Source organism: Streptomyces sp. NPDC052052, from assembly GCF_040680455.1.
Lineage (GTDB): Bacteria > Actinomycetota > Actinomycetes > Streptomycetales > Streptomycetaceae > Streptomyces.
The window spans coordinates 97,367-119,149 of the sequence record NZ_JBFAWU010000021.1 but is presented as its reverse complement, the minus strand read 5'-3'; the positions used below and the strand labels follow the sequence as shown (position 1 = coordinate 119,149).

At 70.2% G+C, this 21,783-nt stretch carries 18 protein-coding genes, 1 pseudogene and 1 riboswitch; of the genes and pseudogenes, 15 read left to right on the top strand and 4 right to left on the bottom strand.

Features of this window, described 5'->3' with window-relative positions; genetic code table 11:
• Positions 1–236: 236 nt before the first annotated feature.
• From hpnC to AB0L71_RS24310, 12 genes and pseudogenes are all read left to right on the top strand, one after another.
• Positions 237–1,157 (top strand): squalene synthase HpnC, encoded by a 921-nt coding sequence (gene hpnC, locus AB0L71_RS24365; protein WP_365246748.1) that lies wholly within the window; start codon positions 237–239, stop codon positions 1,155–1,157.
• A gap of 8 nt (positions 1,158–1,165) precedes the next feature.
• Positions 1,166–2,107, top strand: coding sequence for a presqualene diphosphate synthase HpnD (hpnD, locus tag AB0L71_RS24360; protein ID WP_365246700.1), 942 nt, complete (start codon positions 1,166–1,168; stop codon positions 2,105–2,107).
• 118 nt (positions 2,108–2,225) lie between these two features.
• Complete coding sequence (gene hpnE, locus AB0L71_RS24355; protein WP_365246698.1) at positions 2,226–3,614, top strand: hydroxysqualene dehydroxylase HpnE; 1,389 nt, start codon at positions 2,226–2,228, stop codon at positions 3,612–3,614.
• Positions 3,611–4,714, top strand: a complete 1,104-nt coding sequence (locus AB0L71_RS24350) for a polyprenyl synthetase family protein (protein WP_365246696.1) — start codon at positions 3,611–3,613, stop codon at positions 4,712–4,714. Before hpnE ends, AB0L71_RS24350 begins: the two co-directional genes overlap by 4 nt.
• Before the next feature lie 107 nt (positions 4,715–4,821).
• Entirely contained in the window at positions 4,822–6,822 is a 2,001-nt protein-coding gene (shc, locus tag AB0L71_RS24345; RefSeq protein WP_365246694.1) for a squalene--hopene cyclase, read from the top strand.
• Positions 6,822–7,481: a 1-hydroxy-2-methyl-2-butenyl 4-diphosphate reductase gene (locus tag AB0L71_RS24340; protein WP_365246692.1), complete on the top strand. Its 660-nt coding sequence runs from the start codon at positions 6,822–6,824 to the stop codon at positions 7,479–7,481. Before shc ends, AB0L71_RS24340 begins: the two co-directional genes overlap by 1 nt.
• Before the next feature lie 5 nt (positions 7,482–7,486).
• Complete coding sequence (gene hpnH, locus AB0L71_RS24335) at positions 7,487–8,506, top strand: adenosyl-hopene transferase HpnH (protein WP_365246690.1); 1,020 nt, start codon at positions 7,487–7,489, stop codon at positions 8,504–8,506.
• 148 nt (positions 8,507–8,654) lie between these two features.
• A pseudogene (locus AB0L71_RS24330) lies at positions 8,655–8,860 on the top strand (hypothetical protein); the annotation flags it as partial.
• A 31-nt stretch (positions 8,861–8,891) separates the two neighbouring features.
• A complete protein-coding gene (dxs, locus tag AB0L71_RS24325; RefSeq protein ID WP_365246688.1) occupies positions 8,892–10,793 on the top strand; it encodes a 1-deoxy-D-xylulose-5-phosphate synthase in 1,902 nt (633 codons plus the stop codon).
• Positions 10,790–12,187: an aspartate aminotransferase family protein gene (locus AB0L71_RS24320; protein WP_365246686.1), complete on the top strand. Its 1,398-nt coding sequence runs from the start codon at positions 10,790–10,792 to the stop codon at positions 12,185–12,187. Before dxs ends, AB0L71_RS24320 begins: the two co-directional genes overlap by 4 nt.
• A gap of 83 nt (positions 12,188–12,270) precedes the next feature.
• Positions 12,271–12,879, top strand: a complete 609-nt coding sequence (locus AB0L71_RS24315; RefSeq protein ID WP_365246684.1) for an XRE family transcriptional regulator — start codon at positions 12,271–12,273, stop codon at positions 12,877–12,879.
• Positions 12,880–12,912: 33 nt separating this feature from the next.
• Positions 12,913–13,080 carry a DUF6126 family protein gene (locus AB0L71_RS24310; protein ID WP_365246682.1) on the top strand — a complete coding sequence of 56 codons (168 nt, stop codon included), beginning with the start codon at positions 12,913–12,915 and terminating at the stop codon, positions 13,078–13,080.
• Between the two features lie 23 nt (positions 13,081–13,103).
• Here AB0L71_RS24310 and AB0L71_RS24305 read toward each other — a convergent pair whose 3' ends face one another.
• On the bottom strand, positions 13,104–13,916 hold the full coding sequence (locus AB0L71_RS24305; RefSeq protein ID WP_365246680.1) for a tyrosine-protein phosphatase: 813 nt from the start codon (positions 13,914–13,916) through the stop codon (positions 13,104–13,106).
• A gap of 226 nt (positions 13,917–14,142) precedes the next feature.
• Here AB0L71_RS24305 and AB0L71_RS24300 point away from each other — a divergent pair, with 226 nt between their 5' ends.
• The 3 genes from AB0L71_RS24300 (at position 14,143) to AB0L71_RS24290 (ending at position 18,669) form a co-directional block, all read left to right on the top strand.
• Complete coding sequence (locus tag AB0L71_RS24300) at positions 14,143–16,239, top strand: alpha-galactosidase (RefSeq protein WP_365246678.1); 2,097 nt, start codon at positions 14,143–14,145, stop codon at positions 16,237–16,239.
• Positions 16,240–16,536: 297 nt separating this feature from the next.
• Positions 16,537–16,692: riboswitch (cyclic di-AMP (ydaO/yuaA leader) on the top strand.
• 5 nt (positions 16,693–16,697) lie between these two features.
• Positions 16,698–17,615: a LysM peptidoglycan-binding domain-containing M23 family metallopeptidase gene (locus tag AB0L71_RS24295; protein ID WP_365246676.1), complete on the top strand. Its 918-nt coding sequence runs from the start codon at positions 16,698–16,700 to the stop codon at positions 17,613–17,615.
• Positions 17,616–17,823: 208 nt separating this feature from the next.
• Positions 17,824–18,669, top strand: coding sequence for an SGNH/GDSL hydrolase family protein (locus AB0L71_RS24290; RefSeq protein WP_365246674.1), 846 nt, complete (start codon positions 17,824–17,826; stop codon positions 18,667–18,669).
• Positions 18,670–18,687: 18 nt separating this feature from the next.
• Here the strand turns inward: AB0L71_RS24290 and AB0L71_RS24285 are convergent, their stop codons facing one another.
• The 3 genes from AB0L71_RS24285 to AB0L71_RS24275 are packed head-to-tail and all read right to left on the bottom strand — an operon-like array spanning position 18,688 to position 21,775.
• Positions 18,688–19,590 (bottom strand): STM4011 family radical SAM protein, encoded by a 903-nt coding sequence (locus AB0L71_RS24285; protein WP_365246672.1) that lies wholly within the window; start codon positions 19,588–19,590, stop codon positions 18,688–18,690.
• A gap of 8 nt (positions 19,591–19,598) precedes the next feature.
• A complete protein-coding gene (locus AB0L71_RS24280; RefSeq protein WP_365246670.1) occupies positions 19,599–20,963 on the bottom strand; it encodes an STM4012 family radical SAM protein in 1,365 nt (454 codons plus the stop codon).
• Entirely contained in the window at positions 20,960–21,775 is an 816-nt protein-coding gene (locus AB0L71_RS24275; protein WP_365246746.1) for an STM4013/SEN3800 family hydrolase, read from the bottom strand. The genes AB0L71_RS24280 and AB0L71_RS24275 overlap by 4 nt, the downstream gene beginning before the upstream one ends.
• Positions 21,776–21,783: the final 8 nt, after the last annotated feature.

The following is a 21,783-nucleotide window of genomic DNA, read 5'->3' as shown; positions in this document are numbered from 1 at the left end:
CCCGACGCGTCGGTGGGCGCTGTACAACGTAAGCTGTACCGGTCCTGATTCGTTGCAAGTGGGGCGATACCACCTGGCGATACGGCCCGTAGGTGCGCTCCGCACTCGACCGAACGGGCGGCGTGTCCGGAATGGGATGTTTTGGGTCAGCGGTGTAGAACGGGAGATGTGACGGCAATGACGGAAGATCTCCAGCGCCGAGGTGCTCACGCCGTCCCAGCACCGGGCGGTCGGTGGTGACCCGTACCCGGCAGACGCATCCCGACGCGGTCGTGCCCAGCACCCTCGACAAGGCCGCGGACGAGAACTTCCCCGTAGCCCCCTTCTTCCTGCCGCGCGCCTGGCGTGACGACCTGATGGCCGTCTACGGCTACGCCCGTCTCGTCGACGACATCGGTGACGGTGACCTCGCCCCCGGCGGCGCTGACGCCCGCCACCTCGGGCTCGACCCGGACCGGACCGAGGACCGGCTCGCCATGCTCGACGCCTTCGAGGCCGACCTGCTCCGGGTCTTCGACACCACGGGCCAGGGGCCGCGCCACCCCTTGCTGCGTGCACTGCGCCCCACCGTGCGGCGCTGCGCGCTCACCCCCGAACCCTTCCTGGGCCTCGTCGAGGCGAACCGGCAGGACCAGAAGGTCCGCCGCTACGGGACGTACCAGGAGCTCCTCGCCTACTGCGAGCTCTCCGCCAACCCGGTGGGCCGGCTGGTCCTCCAGATCACCCGGACCGCCAGCCCCGAACGCATCCGCCGCTCCGACGCCGTCTGCACGGCGTTGCAGATCGTCGAGCACCTGCAGGACGTCACCGAGGACCTCGGACGGGACCGGATCTATCTGCCCGCCGAGGACATGGCACGGTTCCGAGTCGGAGAAGCCGACCTGGCCGCTCCCTCCGGGGGCGCATCGGTGCGAGCGCTGGTCGCGTACGAAGCGGAACGCGCTCGGGAACTGCTGAATGAAGGCACCCCCCTGGTGGGTAGCGTCCACGGCAGGCTCAAGCTGCTTCTTGCCGGATTCGTGGGAGGGGGGCGCGCCGCCCTCACCGCGATCGCGGCCGCCGGGTTCGACGTACTGCCCGGCCCCCCGAAGCCCACCAAGCCCAGCCTGCTGCGCGAAGTGGGAGTTGTCTTGCGAAAAGCGCGTGGAGAGGGGTGAGCCGGTCCGTGGAGGGACAGACGATGTACATGTCGGCACCGGTGCAGGCCGCATACGGATACTGTGAGGCGGTCACCGGACAGCAGGCGCGGAACTTCGCGTACGGCATCAGACTGCTGCCGGCCGAGAAGCGGCAGGCCATGTCGGCGCTGTACGCCTTCTCCCGTCGTGTCGACGACATCGGTGACGGCGAGCTGGATCCGGAGACCAAGCGGACCCGCCTGGAGAGCACCCGCACCCTGCTGGACCGGATCCGCGACGGAGCGATCGACGAGGACGACACCGATCCGGTGGCCGTCGCGCTCACCGACGCGGCCCGCCGGTTCCCGCTCCCGCTCGGCGGCCTCGACGAACTCATCGACGGTGTGCTGATGGATGTGCGCGGTGCGACGTACGAGACCTGGGACGACCTCAAGGTCTACTGCCGCTGCGTCGCGGGCGCCATCGGCCGCCTCAGTCTCGGTGTCTTCGGTGCGGCACCGGGCGCTCCCGGTGCCGACCGGGCCGCCGAGTACGCCGACACGCTCGGGCTCGCGCTCCAGCTGACCAACATCCTGCGCGACGTCCGCGAGGACGCGGCGAACGGGCGCACGTATCTGCCCGCCGACGACCTCGCCAAGTTCGGCTGCTCGGCCGGCTTCCACGGGTCCACCCCGCCGTCCGGCGCCGACTTCGTGGGCCTGGTCCACTTCGAGGTACGACGGGCCCGTGCCCTGTTCGCCGAGGGATACCGGCTGCTGCCGATGCTCGACCGACGCAGCGGGGCCTGTGTCGCGGCCATGGCAGGCATCTACCGCCGGCTGCTCGACCGGATCGAGCGCGACCCCGAGGCGGTGCTGCGCGGCCGGGTCTCGCTGCCCGGTCACGAGAAGGCCTACGTCGCCGTGCGCGGGCTGTCGGGTCTCGACGCGCGTCACATCTCCCGCCGTACGGCCCGGGGGTACGTCTGATGCACCGCACGGACATCGCGCTCGAGCGGTGCGGCACGGAGAGTCGGTTCGATCAGTGGTCAACCCTCTGGTGTACTGACGCGTCTCTGACTGATGTGACCGGGCGGAAGGAAGACGCATGACGCACGACGCCCCGCGTTCCTCCCGCGCGGTCGTGGTCGGCGGCGGGCTCGCCGGAATCACCGCGGCCCTGCGTCTCGCCGATGCCGGGCTTGACGTGACCCTGCTCGAAGGGCGGCCCCGACTCGGCGGACTCGCCTTCTCCTTCCGGCGCGGCGAACTGACGGTCGACAACGGGCAGCACGTCTATCTGCGCTGCTGCACCGCCTACAGCTGGTTCCTCGACCGCGTCGACGGGGCGCGGCTCGCACCGCTGCAAAACCGTTTGGACGTGCCCGTTCTCGATGTCGGGCGCCCCTCGGGCCCCCGGCTGGGACGGATCCGCCGCAACGCACTCCCGGTGCCGTTCCACCTGGCCGCCGGTCTCGTCGGCTATCCGCACCTCTCGCTCGCCGAGCGGGCGGGCGTCGGACGCGCCGCACTGGCCCTGGGACGCCTCGACCCGGACGATCCCGCGCTCGACGCCGTCGACTTCGGCAGCTGGCTCTCCCGGCACGGGCAGTCCGCGCGCACCATCGAGGCCCTCTGGGACCTGGTCGGTGTCGCCACGCTCAACGCCACCGCGCCGAATTCCTCGCTGGCGCTTGCCGCGAAGGTCTTCAAGACCGGACTCCTCTCCGAGCCCGGCGCCGCCGACATCGGCTGGGCGACCGTGCCTCTCGGCGAGGTGCACGACACACTGGCCCGCAAGGCCCTCGACTCCGCCGGGGTGCGCACCGAGCTGCGCACGAAGGTGTCCTCCGTCACCCGCACGGAGCAGGGCGGCTGGATCGTCGACACCGGCGGCGAACGGATCGAGGCGGAGACCGTCGTCCTCGCCGTCCCGCAGCGCGAGGCCCATGACCTGCTGCCCGAGGGTGCGCTCGACAAGCCGGAGCGACTGCTCGACATCGGTACGTCGCCGATCCTCAACGTGCACGTCGTCTACGACCGCAGGGTGCTGCGCCGTCCGTTCTTCGCCGCGCTCGGTTCGCCGGTCCAGTGGGTCTTCGACCGCACGGACGCCTCCGGGCTCACCGGGCCGGGTCAGTACCTCGCGGTGTCCCAGTCCGCCGCCGACGAGGAGATCGATCTCCCCGTCGCCGAGCTGCGCAAGCGCTACCTGCCCGAACTGGAGCGGCTCCTTCCGGCTGCCCGCGGGGCCGGGATCAGGGATTTCTTCGTCACCCGGGAGCGCGCGGCGACCTTCGCCCCCGCCCCCGGCGTCGGCCGGCTGCGACCCGGGGCCCGCACCCGGGCCGCAGGCCTCGTGCTGGCCGGAGCGTGGACGGCCACCGGCTGGCCCGCGACGATGGAGGGTGCCGTGCGCAGCGGGTTCAGCGCAGCGGACGTCGCGCTCCGGGCGCTCGGCCGTACCCATGAACATCCGCTGCAGGAGGCGGCATGAGCAGTACCACCGGAACAAGAGGAGAGTCAGTGACCCCGGCGAACCCGGCTTTCGACACCGTGGCCGACACCACGGACGTCACCGCGCTTCTGGAGCGCGGACGGGCCCTTTCCACGCCGGTGCTCCGGGCCGCCGTCGACCGGCTCGCACCGCCCATGGACACCGTCGCCGCCTATCACTTCGGCTGGATCGACGCTCAGGGGCGGCCCTCCGACGGCGACGGCGGCAAGGCCGTCCGACCGGCGCTCGCCCTGCTGTCCGCGGAGGCGGCCGGAGCTGCCCCCGAGGCCGGCATCCCCGGCGCCGTGGCGGTCGAACTCGTGCACAACTTCTCGTTGCTGCACGACGACCTGATGGACGGCGACGAACAGCGCCGCCACCGCGACACGGTCTGGAAGGTGCACGGCCCCGCCCAGGCCATCCTGGTCGGCGACGCGCTGTTCGCGCTCGCCAACGAGATCCTGCTGGAGCTCGGAACCGCCGAGGCGGGCCGGGCGACCCGCCGGCTGACCGTCGCCACCCGCAAGCTCATCGACGGGCAGGCCCAGGACATCTCCTACGAGCACCGCGAGCGGGTCACCGTCGAGGAGTGCCTGGAGATGGAGGGCAACAAGACCGGCGCCCTGCTCGCCTGTGCCTGCTCCATCGGCGCGGTGCTCGGCGGTGCCGACGACCGGACCGCCGACACCCTGGAGGCCTACGGCTACCACCTCGGTCTGGCCTTCCAGGCCGTCGACGATCTGCTGGGCATCTGGGGCGATCCCCAGTCCACCGGCAAGCAGACCTGGAGCGACCTGCGGCAGCGCAAGAAGTCCCTGCCGGTCGTCGCCGCGCTCGCCGCGGGCGGACCGGCCTCGGAGCGCTTGGGCGAGCTGCTCGCGGCGGACGCCAAGAGCAGTGAATTCGACAGTTTCTCCGAAGAGGAGTTCGCCGCCCGTGCGGCGCTCATCGAGGAGGCGGGCGGCCGCGAATGGACCGCCCAGGAGGCACGTCGCCAGCACGCGGTCGCCATCGAGGCGCTGCAGCGGGTCGACATGCCGCACACCGTGCGGGCGCAGCTGACGGCGCTCGCGGACTTCGTTGTCGTACGAAAGAGATGACCTCCATCTGCTCCATATGACTCGCAGTCCCCGGCCGGCGCCCCCACCGGGCGCCGGCCGACGGAGACCCCAGCACAGCAGAGGAACAACTGCACGAAGGGGAAGCCATGACAGCGACGACCGACGGAAGCACCGGGGCTGTTGATCCCCGCGCGGCCTCGGCCAGCAATCCGACCGACACAACCATCGCCGCGGACGACGTACTCGCCGCCGCGCGGCGGGCCGCGGAGCGCTCGGTGGAGCATCTTCTCGGCAGGCAGGACGAGCAGGGTTGGTGGAAGGGTGACCTGGCCACCAACGTCACCATGGACGCAGAGGACCTTCTGCTCCGCCAGTTCCTCGGCATCCAGGACCAGGACACTGTTCAGGCGGCCGGTCGCTTCATCCGCGGCGAACAACGCGGCGACGGCACCTGGGCCACCTTCTACGAAGGCCCCGGCGAACTCTCCACCACCATCGAGGCGTACGTCGCTCTGCGGCTGGCCGGGGACCGGCCGGACGAACCGCACATGATCCGGGCCTCGGGGTGGATCAGGGAACAGGGCGGCATCGCGGAGAGCCGGGTGTTCACCCGGATCTGGCTCGCCCTCTTCGGCTGGTGGAAGTGGGAGGACCTGCCGGAGATCCCGCCGGAGGTCATGTTCTTCCCCAAGTGGGCACCGCTCAACATCTACGACTTCGGCTGCTGGGCCCGCCAGACCATCGTGCCGCTCACCATCGTCGCGGCGAAGCGGCCGGTCCGTCCGGCCCCCTTCGCGCTCGACGAACTGCACACCGACCCGGACAACCCGAACCCGCCCAGGCGCGCAGCTCCCGCCGCCAGCTGGGACGGCGTCTTCCAGCGCCTCGACAAGGCGCTGCACCTGTACCACAAGGTCGCCCCGCGCAAGCTGCGCCGGGCTGCCATGAACGCCGCGGCCCGCTGGATCATCGAGCGGCAGGAGAACGACGGCTGCTGGGGCGGCATCCAGCCGCCCGCCGTGTACTCCATCATCGCCCTGCACCTGCTCGGCTACGACCTCGAGCACCCCGTGATGCGGGCCGGACTCACCTCGCTCGACCGTTTCGCCGTCCGGCGCGAGGACGGCGCCCGGATGATCGAGGCCTGCCAGTCCCCGGTCTGGGACACCTGTCTCGCCACCATCGCCCTCGCCGACGCCGGCGTCAGCCCCGATCACCCCGCCCTGGTGAAGGCCGCGGACTGGATGCTCGGTGAGCAGATTGTCCGGCCCGGCGACTGGTCCGTACGCCGGCCCCGGCTCAGCCCCGGCGGCTGGGCCTTCGAGTTCCACAACGACAACTACCCGGACATCGACGACACCGCCGAAGTGGTCCTCGCGCTGCGGCGGGTCCGCCACCCCGACGCCGCCCGGGTCGAGGCCGCCATCGAGCGCGGAGTGCGTTGGAACCTCGGCATGCAGTCCCGCAACGGGGCCTGGGGCGCCTTCGACGCGGACAACACCAGCGCGTTCCCCAACCGGCTGCCCTTCTGCGACTTCGGCGAGGTCATCGACCCGCCGTCCGCCGACGTCACCGGGCACGTGGTCGAGATGCTGGCGGTCGAGGGACAGTCCGAGGACCCCGCCACCCGGCGTGGTATCGAGTGGCTGCTCGCCGATCAGGAGGCGAGCGGTGCCTGGTTCGGCCGCTGGGGCGTCAACTACGTGTACGGAACAGGGTCGGTGGTCCCCGCGCTGGTGGCCGCCGGACTGCCGGTCTCACATGCGGCGATCCGCCGCGCGGTCGGCTGGCTGGAGTCCGTGCAGAACGACGACGGAGGCTGGGGCGAGGACCTGCGCTCCTACCAGGAGGAGAAGTGGATCGGGCACGGCGCCTCGACCGCTTCGCAGACCGCGTGGGCACTGATCGCGCTGCTCGCCGCAGGACAGCGGGACAGCAGGGCGGTGCAGCGGGGCGTGGCCTGGCTCAGCGAGACGCAGCAGGCCGACGGGTCCTGGGACGAGCCGTACTTCACCGGCACCGGGTTCCCCTGGGACTTCTCCATCAACTACCACCTCTACCGGCAGGTCTTCCCGCTCACCGCGCTCGGGCGGTATGTGCACGGCGAACCGTTCGCCGACCGCACAGCCACCCGCAAGGGGGCCTGATGGACCATGGTCCGGGGCCGGCCGGGCCCGCATCGCCGCTGCTGATCGCGTGTGCGCTCGGAATCGAGCAGTTCGCCCTCCGCAGCGGCCTGGGCAGGGCCGGTGACGCCCCGGGGCCGGTCACCGTGCTGCGTACCGGCATGGGCCCCAAGGCCGCCGAGGCGGCCGTGTCCAGGGCGCTCGGCGCGGAGGGGGACCCCCGAACGGCGGTCCTCGCCGCCGGATTCTGCGCCGGACTGTCCCTTGGTATGCACCCGGGGGACCTCGTGGTGGCCGTCGAGACCCGGGAACCGGGAAGTTCGACCGTCTGCGCGGGCACCGGCCTGCTGGCCGAGGCCCTCGCCAGGGCGGTGCCCGGCCGCACTGTCCACACCGGTCCGCTGACCGGCTCCGCCCATGTCGTACGCGGACATGAGCGGGCCGAGCTGCGGGCCACCGGAGCGATCGCGGTGGACATGGAGTCCGCCGCCACTCTGCGCACCGCCCTGCGGTCCGGCCCACGGCCGGTTGCGGCCGTACGGGTGGTCGTGGACGCTCCGGAGCATGAGCTCGTCCGCATCGGCACGATAAGCGGTGGAATATCGGCTTTCCGTGTTCTCCGTGCCGTCCTGCCGGCTTTCTATGAATGGCACCGATCTTTGTTGCTCCCCAGGAGGTGAGCCAGATGGCCATGCCGCTCCGTCAGTCCATCAAGGTTGCGACGTACCTCATTGAACAGAAGCTCCGCAAGCGGGAGAAATTCCCGCTCATTGTGGAACTGGAGCCTTTGTACGCCTGCAATCTCGCGTGCGAGGGCTGCGGGAAGATCCAGCATCCGGCGGGCGTGCTCAAGCAGCGCATGCCGGTTGCCCAGGCGGTGGGTGCCGTCCTCGAATCGGGCGCCCCGATGGTCTCCATCGCGGGCGGTGAGCCGCTGATGCATCCGCAGATCGATGAAATCGTCCGCCAGCTGGTGGCGCGCAGGAAGTATGTCTTCCTGTGCACCAATGCCATGCTGTTGCGGAAGAAGATCGATAAATTCAAGCCGTCGCCGTTCTTCGCCTTCGCCGTGCACATCGACGGGCTGCGTGAACGGCACGACGAGTCGGTCGCCAAGGAGGGCGTGTTCGACGAGGCGGTGGCGGCGATCAAGGAGGCCAAGCGACGCGGCTTCCGGGTCACCACCAACTCCACCTTCTTCAACACGGACACCCCGCAGACCGTCATCGAGGTCCTCAACTACCTCAATGACGAGCTGAAGGTCGACGAGATGATGATCTCGCCCGCCTACGCGTACGAGAAGGCCCCCGACCAGGAGCACTTCCTCGGTGTCGAGCAGACCCGCGATCTGTTCAGGAAGTCGTTCGCGGGCGGCAACAGGTCCCGCTGGCGGCTGAACCACTCCCCGCTCTTCCTGGACTTCCTGGAGGGCCGGGCGGACTTCCCCTGCACGGCGTGGGCCATCCCGAACTACTCGCTCTTCGGCTGGCAGCGGCCCTGCTACCTGATGGCCGACGGGTACGTGCCGACGTACCGCGAACTCATCGAGGAGACCGACTGGGACAAGTACGGCCGGGGCAAGGATCCGCGCTGCGCCAACTGCATGGCGCACTGCGGCTATGAGCCCACCGCCGTCCTCGCCACCATGGGATCGCTGAAGGAGTCCCTGCGCGCCATGCGGGAGACCGTCTCCGGGAACGGGTGAGGCCCAGTCCGCCGGAGACCCGGTCGCACCGGATCTCCGGCGAGCCACCGGCCCGGCCGCCCGTGATGCGCCGCCACGCGCGGCGCATCCGGGCCGGGGCCGGTGGCGGCCGGCGGGGCGCGGGCCCGGCACGAGCGGCCGGGCCGCCCACGGTCCCGGTGAGGCCCGTGGGGCGGATCCGGTGTCGCGTCCGGCAACGGCAAGGGACGGATCTCCGTGAAGGGCGGCGTCGGCACGGCGGTGCCCGGGCCGAGGCCCGCCGCGACGCTGATCGAGGAAGCAAGGAAGCAGGAAGCTCACCGAGGGCATGGACGGTGTGGGGAACACCACCGGCGGTTCCCGCCGTCGCCGTGAGCTGAGAAGGAACCAGAGAGGGGGCCCGAGCGTGACGATTCTGGAGAGCATCCGGGGGCCGCACGATCTCAAGGCGCTGAGTGAAGCAGAACTGGTCGAACTCGCCGATGACATCCGGCAGTTCCTCATTCGGGCGGTGGCGAGGACCGGGGGGCATCTCGGCCCCAACCTGGGGGTGGTGGAGCTCTCCATCGCCCTGCACAGGGCCTTCGACTCGCCCGTGGACCGCATCCTGTGGGACACCGGCCACCAGAGCTATGTGCACAAACTCCTCACCGGACGGCAGGACTTCTCCAAGCTGCGGGGCAAGGGCGGGCTTTCCGGGTACCCCTCCCGCGAGGAGTCCGAGCACGACGTCATCGAGAACTCGCATGCCTCGACCGTCCTGGGCTGGGCCGACGGGCTCGCCAAGGCCAACCAGGTGCTGGGGCGCAGCGACCATGTCGTGGCCGTCATCGGCGACGGGGCCCTCACCGGCGGGATGGCCTGGGAGGCGCTGAACAACATCGCGGCCGCGCGGGACCGGCCGCTGATCATCGTGGTGAACGACAACGAGCGCTCCTACGGCCCCACGATCGGCGGCCTCGCCGACCACCTCGCCACCCTGCGCACCACCGACGGATACGAACGCTTCCTCTCCTGGGGCAAGAAGGTGCTCCAGCAGACCCCTGTCGTCGGACAGCCGCTGTACGACTCGCTGCACGGCGCCAAGAAGGGGTTCAAGGACGCCGTCGCCCCGCAGGGCATGTTCGAGGACCTCGGACTCAAGTACCTGGGCCCGATCGACGGCCACCACATCGCAGCCGTCGAATCCGCACTGGAGCGGGCCAAGCGCTTCCGCGGACCGGTGCTGGTGCACTGCCTCACCGAGAAGGGCCGCGGCTATCCGCCCGCGCTCAGCGACGACGCCGACCGTTTCCACACCGTGGGCGCGATGGACCCGCTGACCTGCGCGCCGCTCGATCCGGTGTACCGCCCCTCCTGGACCTCGGTGTTCGGGGACGAGATCGCCGCGATCGGTGCGGAGCGGCCGGACGTCGTCGCGATCACCGCGGCGATGCTGCACCCCGTCGGACTGACGAAGTTCGCCGAGGCGTTCCCCGACCGGGTCTGGGACGTGGGGATCGCCGAGCAGCACGCCGCGGTCTGTGCGGCGGGACTCGCCACCGGTGGCCTGCATCCGGTCGTGGCCCTCTACGCCACCTTCCTCAACCGGGCCTTCGACCAGGTGCTGATGGACGTCGCGCTGCACAGGTGCGGGGTGACCTTCGTGCTCGACCGGGCCGGGGTCACCGGGCCCGACGGGCCCTCGCACAACGGCATGTGGGACATGTCGGTGCTCCAGACCGTCCCCGGGCTGCGGATCGCCGCCCCGCGCGACGCCGACGAACTGCGCGCCGGGCTCCGGGAGGCGGTGGACGTCGACGACGCACCCACCGTCATCCGGTTCCCCAAGGAGTCGGTGGGGGAGTCGATCCCCGCCATCGACCGGATCGGCGGAATGGACGTCCTGCACCGTGCGGACGACTCCGATGTGCTGATCGTGGCCGTCGGCGTGCTCGCCCCGGTCTGCCTGGACGCGGCCGACCTGCTGGCGGGCATGGGTGTCCGCTGCACCGTCGTCGACCCGCGCTGGGTGAAGCCGGTCGACGAACAGCTGGCCCCACTGGCCGCGCAGCACCGCCTCGTCGCGGTCGTCGAGGACAACAGCCGTGCAGGAGGAGTCGGTTGGGCGGTCGGGCAGGCGCTGAGGGACGCCGGGGTCGATGTGCCGCTGCGGACGTTCGGCATTCCCGAGCAGTTCCTCGCCCACGGCAAACGCGCCGAGGTGCTGGCCGACATCGGGCTGACCCCAGTGGAGATCGCCGGAGCCATCGGCGCCGCACTGGAGGCCCGGGAAGCAGCGAGAAGGACGGAGGAGAACGGGGCATGAAGGACGACGGGCCCAAGGGCTTCGATCTGGCGCAGCTTCTCGCGGAGCGCGGCGCCGAACGCTACGAGCTGCACACGAAACACCTCAACCACCAACTGCCCCGCATGCTGCACACCATCGGTTTCGACCGGGTCTACGAACGGGCCGAGGGCGCACACTTCTGGGACGCGGACGGCAACGACTACCTCGACATGCTGGCCGGATTCGGGGTGATGGGTCTCGGCCGGCACCACCCGGTCGTCCGCAAGGCCCTGCACGACGTCCTGGACGCGTCGCTCGCCGATCTCACCCGCTTCGACTGCCAGCCACTGCCCGGACTGCTGGCCGAGAAGCTGCTCGTGCACAGCCCGCACCTGGACCGGGTCTTCTTCGGCAACAGCGGAACCGAGGCCGTCGAGACCGCCCTGAAGTTCGCCCGGTACGCCACCGGAAGGCCCAGGATCCTCTACTGCGCCCACGCCTTCCACGGGCTCACGACCGGTTCGCTCTCGGTCAACGGGGAGAGCGGCTTCCGGGACGGCTTCGCACCGCTGCTGCCGGACACCGCCATCGAACTCGGTGATCTCGACGCCCTGCGTCGCGAACTGAAGCGCGGCGACGTGGCCGCTCTGGTGGTCGAGCCCATCCAGGGCAAGGGCGTCCACGCGGCGCCGCCCGGCTTCCTGCGGGACGCGCAGGAACTGCTGCACCGGCACAAGGCGCTGCTCATCGCCGACGAGGTGCAGACCGGCCTCGGCAGGACCGGCGACTTCTACGCGTACCAGCACGAGGAGGGGGTCGAACCCGATCTGGTCTGTGTCGCCAAGGCCCTCTCCGGCGGCTATGTGCCGATCGGCGCGACCCTCGGCAAGGACTGGATCTTCAGGCGCGTCTATTCGTCGATGGACCGGGTCCTGGTCCACTCCGCGAGCTTCGGCTCCAACGCCCAGGCGATGGCGGCCGGACTCGCCGTCCTCTCGGTGATGGAGGACGAGGAGACCGTCGCGGCCGCCCGCCGCACCGGCGATCTGCTGCGCGGGCGGCTGAACGCGCTCGTCGGCCGCTACGAGCTGCTGCACGAGGTGCGGGGGCGCGGGCTGATGATCGGCATCGAGTTCGGCCGGCCCTCGTCACTCAAGCTGCGCAGCCGCTGGGCCATGCTGCAGGCGGCCCGCAAGGGACTCTTCGCGCAGATGGTGGTGGTGCCCCTGCTCCAGAAGCACCGCATCCTCACTCAGGTCTCGGGCGACCACCTGGAAGTGATCAAGCTGATTCCGCCGCTGGTGATCGACGAAGCGGACGTCGACCGGTTCGTCGAGGCGTTCACCGCGGTGATGGACGACGCGCACGGTGGCAGCGGACTGATGTGGGACTTCGGAAGGACCCTGGTGAAGCAGGCCCTCGCCAACCGCTGAGCAGGGACGGGCCCGATCACGAGGGAGTTTGCCCCGGAGGTAAGAAATTTGCCTCTGGGGAAAGGTCCTGGCTCAATGGGTGTATGAACACTCCCGACGGAGGGGCGCCCGACGAGCTGCCGGAAGTCGCGCCCCGCCTGCGCGATCTGCGCCGCAGTCGCAGTCTCACCCTGGAGGCCGCCGCCCAGCGGGCCGGGCTCTCGCCCGCCCACCTCTCCCGGCTCGAAACGGGCCGTCGGCAGCCGTCGCTGCCGATGCTCCTCGGACTTGCCAGGATCTACGGTACGACGGTCTCCGAACTGCTCGGCGAGACGCCCCCGGAACGCGGGGCGATCATCCGCGGCGGGAGGTTCGAAGGAGCCGAGGCCGACGGCTGGATGTATCAGCAGGCCGGCGGTTCGGGCCGGGCCATGCAGGCGCTCCGCGTCCGGGTCCCGTACGGCGCCCAGGGCGAGCTCGTCCGCGTCCATCCCGGCGAGGAGTGGCTGCACGTGCTCGGCGGGCACCTGCGGGTCACGCTCGGGGACACCGTGCACGATCTCGGCCCCGGAGACAGCGCGCACTTCGACTCGCTCACCCCGCACCGGATCGCGGCCGTCGACCGCGACGGCGCCGAGCTGCTGTTCGTCCACACCCTGTTGCAGAGCCCCGCTGCCGAGCTGTGCCTCGGCAACGGCGTACACCGCCGCTGAGGCCGGTCCGTCCGGCCGCCAGAGAGGACCGTCATGTCCGATTCAGAGAACTTCGACCCACTCGGGTCCACCAAGAAGTACGAAGCCCAGGAGCGGAAGTTCCCGCGCGGCGTGGTGATCCGACTGATCGCCTACCTCGTCGCCGGACACGTCTTCGCGGCCTTCCTCTACCTGCTCTTCGAGGTGGCCGGCAAGGGCTGACCACCTCGGTCGAGGAGGGTCCGCTACGCCTCGTCGAGAAGCCGCTCGCGCAGCCGCTCACGGGTTTCCGGGGCGAGCCCCAGACCTTCGGAGAAGTACCGGTCGGTGGAGCCCCAGGTCTCCTCGATGGTGGCGAAGGCCGCGGTCAGGTAGTCGATGTGGGCACCGAAGAGCGGATTGAGCAGCTCCATCACCTCGGGCGACATGCCGTCGGGCGACGGGTCGCTGCGGTGCACCCGGTAGCGGCGGTGGGCGTCGTTCGACTTCAGGTAGTCGGCCTCGATGGCCTCGCGCTCGACACCGACCGCGAGCAGCGACACCGCGATCGACAGTCCGGCCCGGTCCTTGCCCGCCGCGCAGTGCATCAGTGCCGGAACGCTGTCCTCGGCCAGGGCGTGCAGCACCCGGCTGTGCTCGGCGGTGCGGTCCCGGATGATCGCACGGTACGAGGCGATCATCCGGTCCGATCCCTTGCCGTCGGCCAGGATCGAGCGCAGCTGGTCCAGGTCGCCGTCGCGGACCATCCGCCAGAACTCGGCCCCGTCGGCGGGGTCGCTGAGCGGGATGTTCACGTTCCGTACGCCCGGCAGCTCCACATCCTGACCGTCGAGCCCGTGGTCGGCCGCATTGCGGAAGTCGAAGACCGTGTGCAGACCGAGACCGCCGAGGAAGGCCGCGTCCTCGGCGGTGGCGTGCGCCAGGTGGCCGCTGCGGAAGAGCCGCCCGTACCGCACCCGACGGCCGTCGGTGGTGGGCAGGCCGCCCACGTCGCGGAAGTTCCGGACACCCACCAGTTCGGGTTCCGTCGACGGGATCTGCGGCAACTGCTGCGTCACACTGAACTCCTGAAGTGTCTGGTGCCGGCGCACGTCGCCGACAAGGGCATTTCCGCGACGATACGACATTGATTCCCCAGGCAATCATCTCGGTCTTTGCTTGTCGATACTTGGCGAACCCCGTTGCTCCCGCGCCGGATCCACCCGGTGAATTCCCGATGCGCCCATTGCCCGCCCCGGTGGTGACGGCCGATGATGTACGGAGCTGTCGGATGACGGGGGCGGGATGGTCGAGTCGGGTGACGGAGGCCGGACCTGGCTGCTCACCGGGGCGAGCAGCAGCTACGCACTGCGGCTCACCGACCGGGACGAGCTGGTCCATCTGCACTGGGGGCCGCGGATCACCCTCGCCGCGGCCGAGGCCCTGGCCGCGGCGCCCGAGCCGCCTGCCCGGGGCTTCGAGTCCCGGCTCGACGGCCGCGAGGAGTACCCCGTGGAGGGCGGCCCCCGGTTCGTCCGCCCGGCCCTGTCGGTGCGTACTCCACAGGTCCGCGGGACCGAGTGGGCCTTCGCCGACGCCACGGTGGACGGTGCGGAACTCCGTCTCGGCTTCACCGACCCGGTGCACCGGCTCGCCCTCACCCTGCACTACCGGATGCGGGACGACTCCGATGTGATCGAGCGCTGGGCCACCGTCGCCCATGCCGGGCCAGGCGGTCCGGCGCTGGAACTGCTCCGCGCCGACGCGGCCACCTGGTCGCTGCCCGCCCGCGACGGCTGGCGGCTGAGCCGGCTGCACGGGCGCTGGGCGGCGGAGTCGCAGCTGGTACGGGCGGAGCTCACGTACGGCGAGAGCGTCATCTCCAGCCGGCGCGGCCACACCGGACACCAGCACCTGCCGTGGGTCGCACTCGATGCCGGCGGCGTGGCGACCGAGGAGAGCGGCGAGGTCTACGGCTGTGCGCTCGGCTGGTCCGGATCGTGGCGGATCTCCGTCCAGCAGCTCCCCGACGGACTCGTCCAGATCACCGGCGGGGCCGGCCACGACGCATCGGGACTTCTGCTCCTCGCGCCCGGCGAGTCCTACACCACACCCGTGTTCGCCGGTCTCTGGAGCGCGCAGGGATTCGGCGGGGCGAGCCGGGCCTGGCACGCCTGGCAGCTGGCCCATGTGATCCCGGACGCGGGGAGTCTGCGGCCGGTGCTCTACAACTCCTGGGAGGCGACCGGCTTCGACATCTCCGAGGAACAGCAGCGGGCCCTCGCCGAGCGCGCCGCCGCGATGGGTGTCGAACTGTTCGTGGTGGACGACGCGTGGTTCGGGCAACGCACCAGTGACCGCGCCGGGCTCGGCGACTGGTCCCCGAATCCGGACCGCTTTCCCGGCGGACTGAAGCCGCTCGCCGACGAAGTGCACGGACTCGGCATGCAGTTCGGTATCTGGGTCGAACCGGAAATGGTCAATGCGGACAGTGATCTTTATCGCGCACATCCCGACTGGGTGCAGCATTTTCCCGGGCGGGTACGGACCGAGTTCCGTCATCAGCTGGTGCTCAACCTGGCCCGCACCGATGTGCGGGCGCATCTCTGGGAGCAACTGGACGCACTGCTCTCCAGCGCGAGCATCGACTACGTGAAATGGGACTTCAACCGCAGTTTCACCGACGCCGGCTGGCCGGGCGAGGAGTATCAGCAGAAGCTCTGGATCGAGCACGTGGACGCCCTGTACGCACTGATCGACCGGCTCCGCGCCGCGCACCCCTCGGTCGCCTTCGAGTCCTGCTCGGGCGGTGGCGGGCGGATCGACCTGGGGATGCTGTCCCGTACGGACCAGGTGTGGACCTCCGACAACACCGACCCGTTGGACCGGCTGACCATCCAGGAGGGCTTCAGCCAGATCCATCCGGCCCGGGTGATGGCGGCCTGGGTCACCGACAGTCCGCATACCCAGCTCAACGGCAGGGCCAGCACGCTGCGATTCCGGTTCGTGAGCGCGATGGCCGGTGTGCTCGGGATCGGCGGGAACCTTGCCGAGTGGAGCGAGGGGGAGTTGGCCGAGGCGCGGACCTGGGTGGACCTGTACAAGGAGATCCGGCCGGTGGTCCAGCACGGCGCCCTGTACCGGCTGCGCGCCCCACGTGGTGGGCTCAGTGCGGTCCAGTACGTCCACGGTGACGAGGTCGTGGTCCTGATGTGGCTGGAGGCGCAGCGGTACGGGGAGCTGCCGCCGGCCCTGAGACTGCGCGGACTCGATCCCGCAGCGACGTACCTCTGCCGTGAGACCGGCGCGGTGCACCACGGTGCGGTGCTGCTGCACCAGGGGCTGCACACCGGGCTCCGGGGAGATCTCGACGCGGGCGTGCTGAGGCTTAGCCAGATATGACAAGCGCGTCATGTCCGAAATAGAGGGATTTGATGGCCATGCGCCTGAGTTGTGCTAGGGGATCCGGTCCCTGGTGAGCGGGATCATATCCGTGACCGTGTGTATGTGCCGGACGGATGGGTATTCCCCGCGCCGCACGGAAATTCAAGATCTTTAATCCACGGAGTGTGACCGGCATTCCCTGTCGATTTCTCCGGAACGGATTCCGCTGAGGAACCGACAGCTTGTTCTCTTCGTCCCGGCTCGCCTACGGTCACGGTCAATCCGGTCGGACCGCCTAATCCTGCCGCCGCCCGGAATTCGCATCCACTCATCGTGTGGCAGGAGCGGGGGAACCAGGTAAGCCGCCGAACCGGAGAATTCCGGTCGGCTAGGGGTGAAGTCGCGCTCGTCGCGACCGGGCATCTCCAGCCCGAACCCGACAGCTCACCTCGCAGGCGCCGGAGAGGAAGCTCATCATGCCCATCTCGGGTAAGCACCGTCGTACCAAGGTCGGCACCGTTGCCCGTGGCGTTGCCGCGGTGAGCACGGGCGGCGCCGTCATCGCGCTGCCGCTGCTCGGTGCCACCGGCGCCCACGCCGCGCCGCAGGCCGCCCCGGCCGCCGCCCAGTCGGTCGCCACGCAGGCCGCAACCGTCAAGCCAGTCGCACAGAAGACCGCCGCCACCACGACGTACTCCGTCGTCTCCGGCGACTACCTGGCGAAGATCGCCTCCGACCACAACGTCGAGGGCGGCTGGCAGGAGCTGTACCAGGACAACCGCACGGTCGTCGGCGACGACCCCAGCCTGATCTTCCCGGGCATGAAGCTGACGCTCGCCGGCAAGGCCACGGCCCAGTCCTCCTCGGCCGGTTCGTCCGCGGCCTCCTCGTCCGCCGCGAAGAAGTCCACTCCGTCCAAGACCTCGACGGCCAAGACCTCGACGGCCACGGAGTCCAAGTCCTCCGCCTCGGCCGCCCAGAGCACCAGCTCCGGTTACAGCCACCCGGTCCCCGGCAACCACACCACCGCTTACCGCGCCTCCGGCTCCAACTGGTCCAGCGGCAGCCACACCGGAATCGACTTCCCCGTCTCCACCGGCACCAGCGTGAAGGCCATCACCTCCGGCACGGTCGTCACCGCCGGCTGGGGCGGCGCCTACGGCAACCAGGTCGTCATCAAGCACGCCGACGGCCGCTACTCGCAGTACGGCCACCTGTCCTCCCTCTCCGTCTCGGCGGGACAGGCCGTGGGCAACGGTCAGCAGATCGGTCTCTCCGGTGCCACCGGCAACGTCACCGGACCGCACCTGCACTTCGAGGTCCGCACGGGCCCGGGGTACGGCTCGGACATCAACCCGATCACCTACCTGGCTTCGCACGGCATCTACGTCTGAGCCGAACGACCGGGTGAGCGGGCCACGGAGCGCGACCTGAGCAAAAGGGCGTGACCCAGGCAACACAGAAGGGGCAGTGCGCGGCGGCGCACTGTCCCTTCTGCTTATTCCCCTTTTACCAAAACCTGACCGGGTGGCCTATCTCACCACCCGTCAACCCTTTATTACGGTCGCGTAGGTCACATTCGGCGGTGCAGGATAAGCGCTCGTGGCAGACGATTCGAGAAAAAATCAACGTGGCGTCATCAACCGACAAGGCGTCATCGGGTCGTACGCGGCGATCGGCGACAGCTTCACCGAGGGAGTCGGTGACCCCGGCCCGGATGGAACCTTCGTGGGCTGGGCGGACCGTTTCGCGGTACTTCTCGCGGACCAGCTCCCGGACCCCGACGAGGGGACGAACACCGAGGGCTCTACGGACGGACATTTCAGGTACGCCAATCTCGCCGTACGCGGACGCCTCCTCGATCAGATCGTCGAGGAACAGGTGCCCCGCGCCAAGGAGCTCGGACCGGACCTGGTGAGCTTCTGCGCGGGCGGCAACGACATCCTCAGACCGGGTACCGACCCCGACGACGTGGCCGAGCGCTTCGAGCGAGCGGTCGCCGAGCTGACCGCATCGGTCGGCACCGTGATGGTCACCACCGGCTTCGACACCCGGGGTGTTCCGGTGCTGCGCCATCTGCGCGGCAAGATCGCCACCTACACCGCCCATGTGCGGTCCATCGCCGACCGCTACGACTGCCCGGTCCTCGACCTGTGGTCCCTGCGCTCCGTCCAGGACCGGCGAGCCTGGGACGACGACCGGCTCCACCTGTCGCCCGAGGGACACACCCGGGTCGCGCTGCGCGCCGCCCAGGTCCTCGGCATCGACGTACCGGCGGACCCGGACCAGGAATGGCCCCCGCAGGAACAGCGCGGCACGCTCGAAGTACGGCGCGACGACATCCACTGGGCGCGTGAGCACCTGGTCCCGTGGATCGGCCGACGGCTGCGCGGCGAATCCTCCGGCGACCACGTCGAGGCCAAGCGTCCGGACCTCCTGCCGCTCTGAGGCCGCCTCCGGGTGAACTTACTCGCCGGACGGGCCGAAGGCCCGGACCCGCCCGGCGAGCGACGGCAACGGCTGCGCCGGTATGCGTTCCAGGACACCGCCTGCGAAGACGTCGTACAACGGCAGCGTCTCCAGATGCACATAGCCGATGTGGCAGTCGCAGACGGCCAGCGGACAGGCACGCGGGGCGAGCGCACGCCGGAAGCTCCCGTCGTAGAGGTTGCCCAGCGGTGCCGGGACGAAATGACAGCGCCGCACCGTGCCCTCACCGTCCACCGAGACGACCGACTCGCCCGTCCGGCAGGGCAGTCCGGCCGACCGGTGCGGGTGACGGCTGTACGGGAAGAGCGGGTCGAGGGCCGTCCAGCGATCCGCCTCCTCGTCCGTGTAGGTGTGGCCCTCCGCGGCGTTCACCCAGAGATAGACCTCGTCCGGCAGGGCGGCACGCAGCCGCCGCGCCTCGTCGAGATGCTCGTCGAGACCGACGACCCCGACGCTGTGGCGGATGCCCAGTGCCGACAGCTCCCGGCACTTGGCCAGGAACCGCTCGTACGGTGTCTGCCCCGGGTGGTACGTGCACCAGAGCGCGATCTTCTCGCGGCCCGCGTCACCTGCCTCGGCCAGCCACCCCGTACGGCTGCTGAGGTTGGTCTGGATCGCGACCCGGGCGATGTGCGGCAGCTGCGCCAGCTCCACCAGGGCGCGTCGGTACCAGGACCGGACCAGGCCCTCGCCCCACGGAGTGAACAGCACCGACAGCCGGTCGACCGGCCGGTCCGCGGCCCACGCCGTGAACCGCTCCAGCGCGGCGCGGTCGGCGCGCAGCTGCTCCCGGCTGTCGCGCCGCTTCGCGAACGGGCAGTACGGGCAGTCGTAGTCGCAGGACGCGAGCGGACCGCGGTAGAGGATGGTCAGGTCCATGGGCGCGCTCACTTGCGTTCGTACGCGGCCATGGCAGCCCGTACAGCGGGGGAGAAGAGTTCGGGACCCAGGGCGTCGGAGTGGGCCAGACCCTCCGGGGAGAGGCGCAGCAGGCCTGCGGCCCCGGCCGCGGAGTCGAGCCAGCCGCGGGCCTCGAACCGGGCCAGTTCGACGGGGAAGTCGTCGCCCGGGCTGGTGCCGAACCGCTCCCGGTACTCGTCCCGTTGCAGCCCCTCGGCCTGGAGCACCGACTGCAGGAGGTGGCGGCGGCGGGCCTCGTCGCCGTCGACGTACCGGCCGACCTCGGCGTGGGAGAAGTCCTCGGTCGCGGTGTAGGAGTCGATGATCGCCCGCACCTGACGCATCTCCACCGCGTAGTCGAAGGAGTAGTGCAGCTTCGAGGTGTAGGAACGGGCACCGCACCCCAGCCCGATCATCCCGTCGGTCTGGCAGGCGTAGTCGTCGGGGCCGTCCGTCCGTGGTGCGTCGGCCCGGCGGAACATCCGCATGGACACCTGCTCGTAGCCGCGGGCCAGGAGATGGTCACGTCCCGCGCGGTACAGGCGCAGCCGCTGCTCGTCCCAGGCGGCGTCCGCCGCTGCCTCACCCGCGGGGTCGAGCCTGCCCAGACCGGTCAGCGGACGAACGTACAAGGGGTAGAGGTACAGCTCCTCGGGCAGCCATTCCAGCGCCGCGTCCAGCGAGGTGAGCCAGCTCCGTTCGGTCTGCCCGTCGATGCCGTAGATCAGATCGATGTTCAGGACCGGGATGCGTGCCTCGCGGATCCGGTCCAGTGCCGCCTCCACATCCGTGCGGCGCTGCGGACGCACCGCGGCACGTGCCTCGGCCTCGACGAAGCTCTGCACCCCGATGCTGATCCTGGTCGTGCCGCGGTCGGCGAGGACGGCCAGCCGGTCGGCGGTCGCGGTCGACGGGGACGTCTCGACCGACAGCGGGACGGACCCCAGATCGGCGCCCATCCGCTTCTCCGCGATGTCGCACAGCCGCTCCAGCTCCGGTGCGGTCAGGTAGGTGGGCGTGCCCCCGCCGAACGCCGCCGCGGCGAAACGGACCGGTTCGGCGTCGCCCAGCGCGTCGCGGACGGCGGTGGCCTGCCGGTCGAGTGCGTCGAGGTACCGGGTCGTCAGCTCACCGGGAGCACCGACCCGGGTGAAGAGATTGCAGAATCCGCACCGCACCTCGCAGAACGGTATGTGCAGATAGAGCGACAGCGCTTCCTTGGGCTCGGCCGCCCACAGCTCGCGCAACGCCGGCCGGTCGGCGAGCGGGCGGTACGCGGTCTTGTGCGGATAGGCGTAGACGTAGCTCTGGTACGGGCGGACGTCCCGCGCGTCGGTCATGGTGCGGCTCATGCTGCGGTGGTCCCCGGTTCCAGGAAGAAGTGCGCGTACGGAACGGTCCAGACGGACTCGTGGCCGATCCGGTGGCCGGTGTAGCCGTCGTCCCCGTACGCCGTTCCGTGATCGGAGCAGACGATGGTGAAACAGCGGCGGCGGCTGCTCGCCGCGGCGAAGAGCCGGCCGATGTGTGCGTCGACGTATTCCAGAGCGGCGGCGTGGGTGGCGCGGGAATCGCCGGCCTCGCGGGTGGCCCCCGGCTGGTGGAACCAGTTGGGCTGGTGCAGGGCGGCCACATTGACGAAGAGGAACAGCTTCTGCTCGGCGGGGAGCTGGGCGACGACCTGCTCGGCGCGGGCCACCTGTGCCTCGAAGGAGGTGGGCGACGCGACGCCGAACTCCGGTTCCCAGTGGCTCTCCTGGAACAGGCCGGGCAGCACCGAACCGAGCGGTCCCTGTTGGTTGAAGAAGCCGACGCCACCGATGCACACCGTGCGATAGCCCGCGCGGGCGAGGCCGGACGGGAGATCGGGAGTGTCGAAGACGAAGGTCCTGGGAGCGGTGGACTCACTGCCCGCGAAACGTGCGGCGAACAGCCGGGGATGAGGTCCGGGTCCGGCCGGGGTGGGCAGGAATCCCGCGAAGATCGCCTGGTGCGAGGCGTAGGTGAAGCTGCCCGGCGCATGCCGTTTCTCCCAGACACCACCCGGGAGATGGCGCACCAGATGCGGAAGGCGTCCGGCGGCGGCGAGCTCCGCCGCCACGTCGTGGCGCAGTGTGTCGAGCGTGATGAGCAGCAGGTCGTGGCTGCCCACGATCTCGTTCATGTCGGGAT

What these genes read in the sequence shown, in the direction of transcription:
- hpnE (WP_365246698.1), top strand. Translation starts at nt 2,226, where the DNA reads ATGACGCACGACGCCCCGCGTTCCTCCCGCGCGGTCGTGGTCGGCGGC.
- AB0L71_RS24350 (WP_365246696.1), top strand. Translation starts at nt 3,611, where the DNA reads ATGAGCAGTACCACCGGAACAAGAGGAGAGTCAGTGACCCCGGCGAAC.
- shc (WP_365246694.1), top strand. Translation starts at nt 4,822, where the DNA reads ATGACAGCGACGACCGACGGAAGCACCGGGGCTGTTGATCCCCGCGCG.
- AB0L71_RS24340 (WP_365246692.1), top strand. Translation starts at nt 6,822, where the DNA reads ATGGACCATGGTCCGGGGCCGGCCGGGCCCGCATCGCCGCTGCTGATC.
- hpnH (WP_365246690.1), top strand. Translation starts at nt 7,487, where the DNA reads ATGGCCATGCCGCTCCGTCAGTCCATCAAGGTTGCGACGTACCTCATT.
- AB0L71_RS24320 (WP_365246686.1), top strand. Translation starts at nt 10,790, where the DNA reads ATGAAGGACGACGGGCCCAAGGGCTTCGATCTGGCGCAGCTTCTCGCG.
- AB0L71_RS24315 (WP_365246684.1), top strand. Translation starts at nt 12,271, where the DNA reads ATGAACACTCCCGACGGAGGGGCGCCCGACGAGCTGCCGGAAGTCGCG.
- AB0L71_RS24310 (WP_365246682.1), top strand. Translation starts at nt 12,913, where the DNA reads ATGTCCGATTCAGAGAACTTCGACCCACTCGGGTCCACCAAGAAGTAC.
- AB0L71_RS24300 (WP_365246678.1), top strand. Translation starts at nt 14,143, where the DNA reads ATGGTCGAGTCGGGTGACGGAGGCCGGACCTGGCTGCTCACCGGGGCG.
- AB0L71_RS24295 (WP_365246676.1), top strand. Translation starts at nt 16,698, where the DNA reads ATGCCCATCTCGGGTAAGCACCGTCGTACCAAGGTCGGCACCGTTGCC.
- AB0L71_RS24285 (WP_365246672.1), bottom strand. Translation starts at nt 19,590, where the DNA reads ATGGACCTGACCATCCTCTACCGCGGTCCGCTCGCGTCCTGCGACTAC.
- AB0L71_RS24280 (WP_365246670.1), bottom strand. Translation starts at nt 20,963, where the DNA reads ATGAGCCGCACCATGACCGACGCGCGGGACGTCCGCCCGTACCAGAGC.
- AB0L71_RS24275 (WP_365246746.1), bottom strand. Translation starts at nt 21,775, where the DNA reads ATGAACGAGATCGTGGGCAGCCACGACCTGCTGCTCATCACGCTCGAC.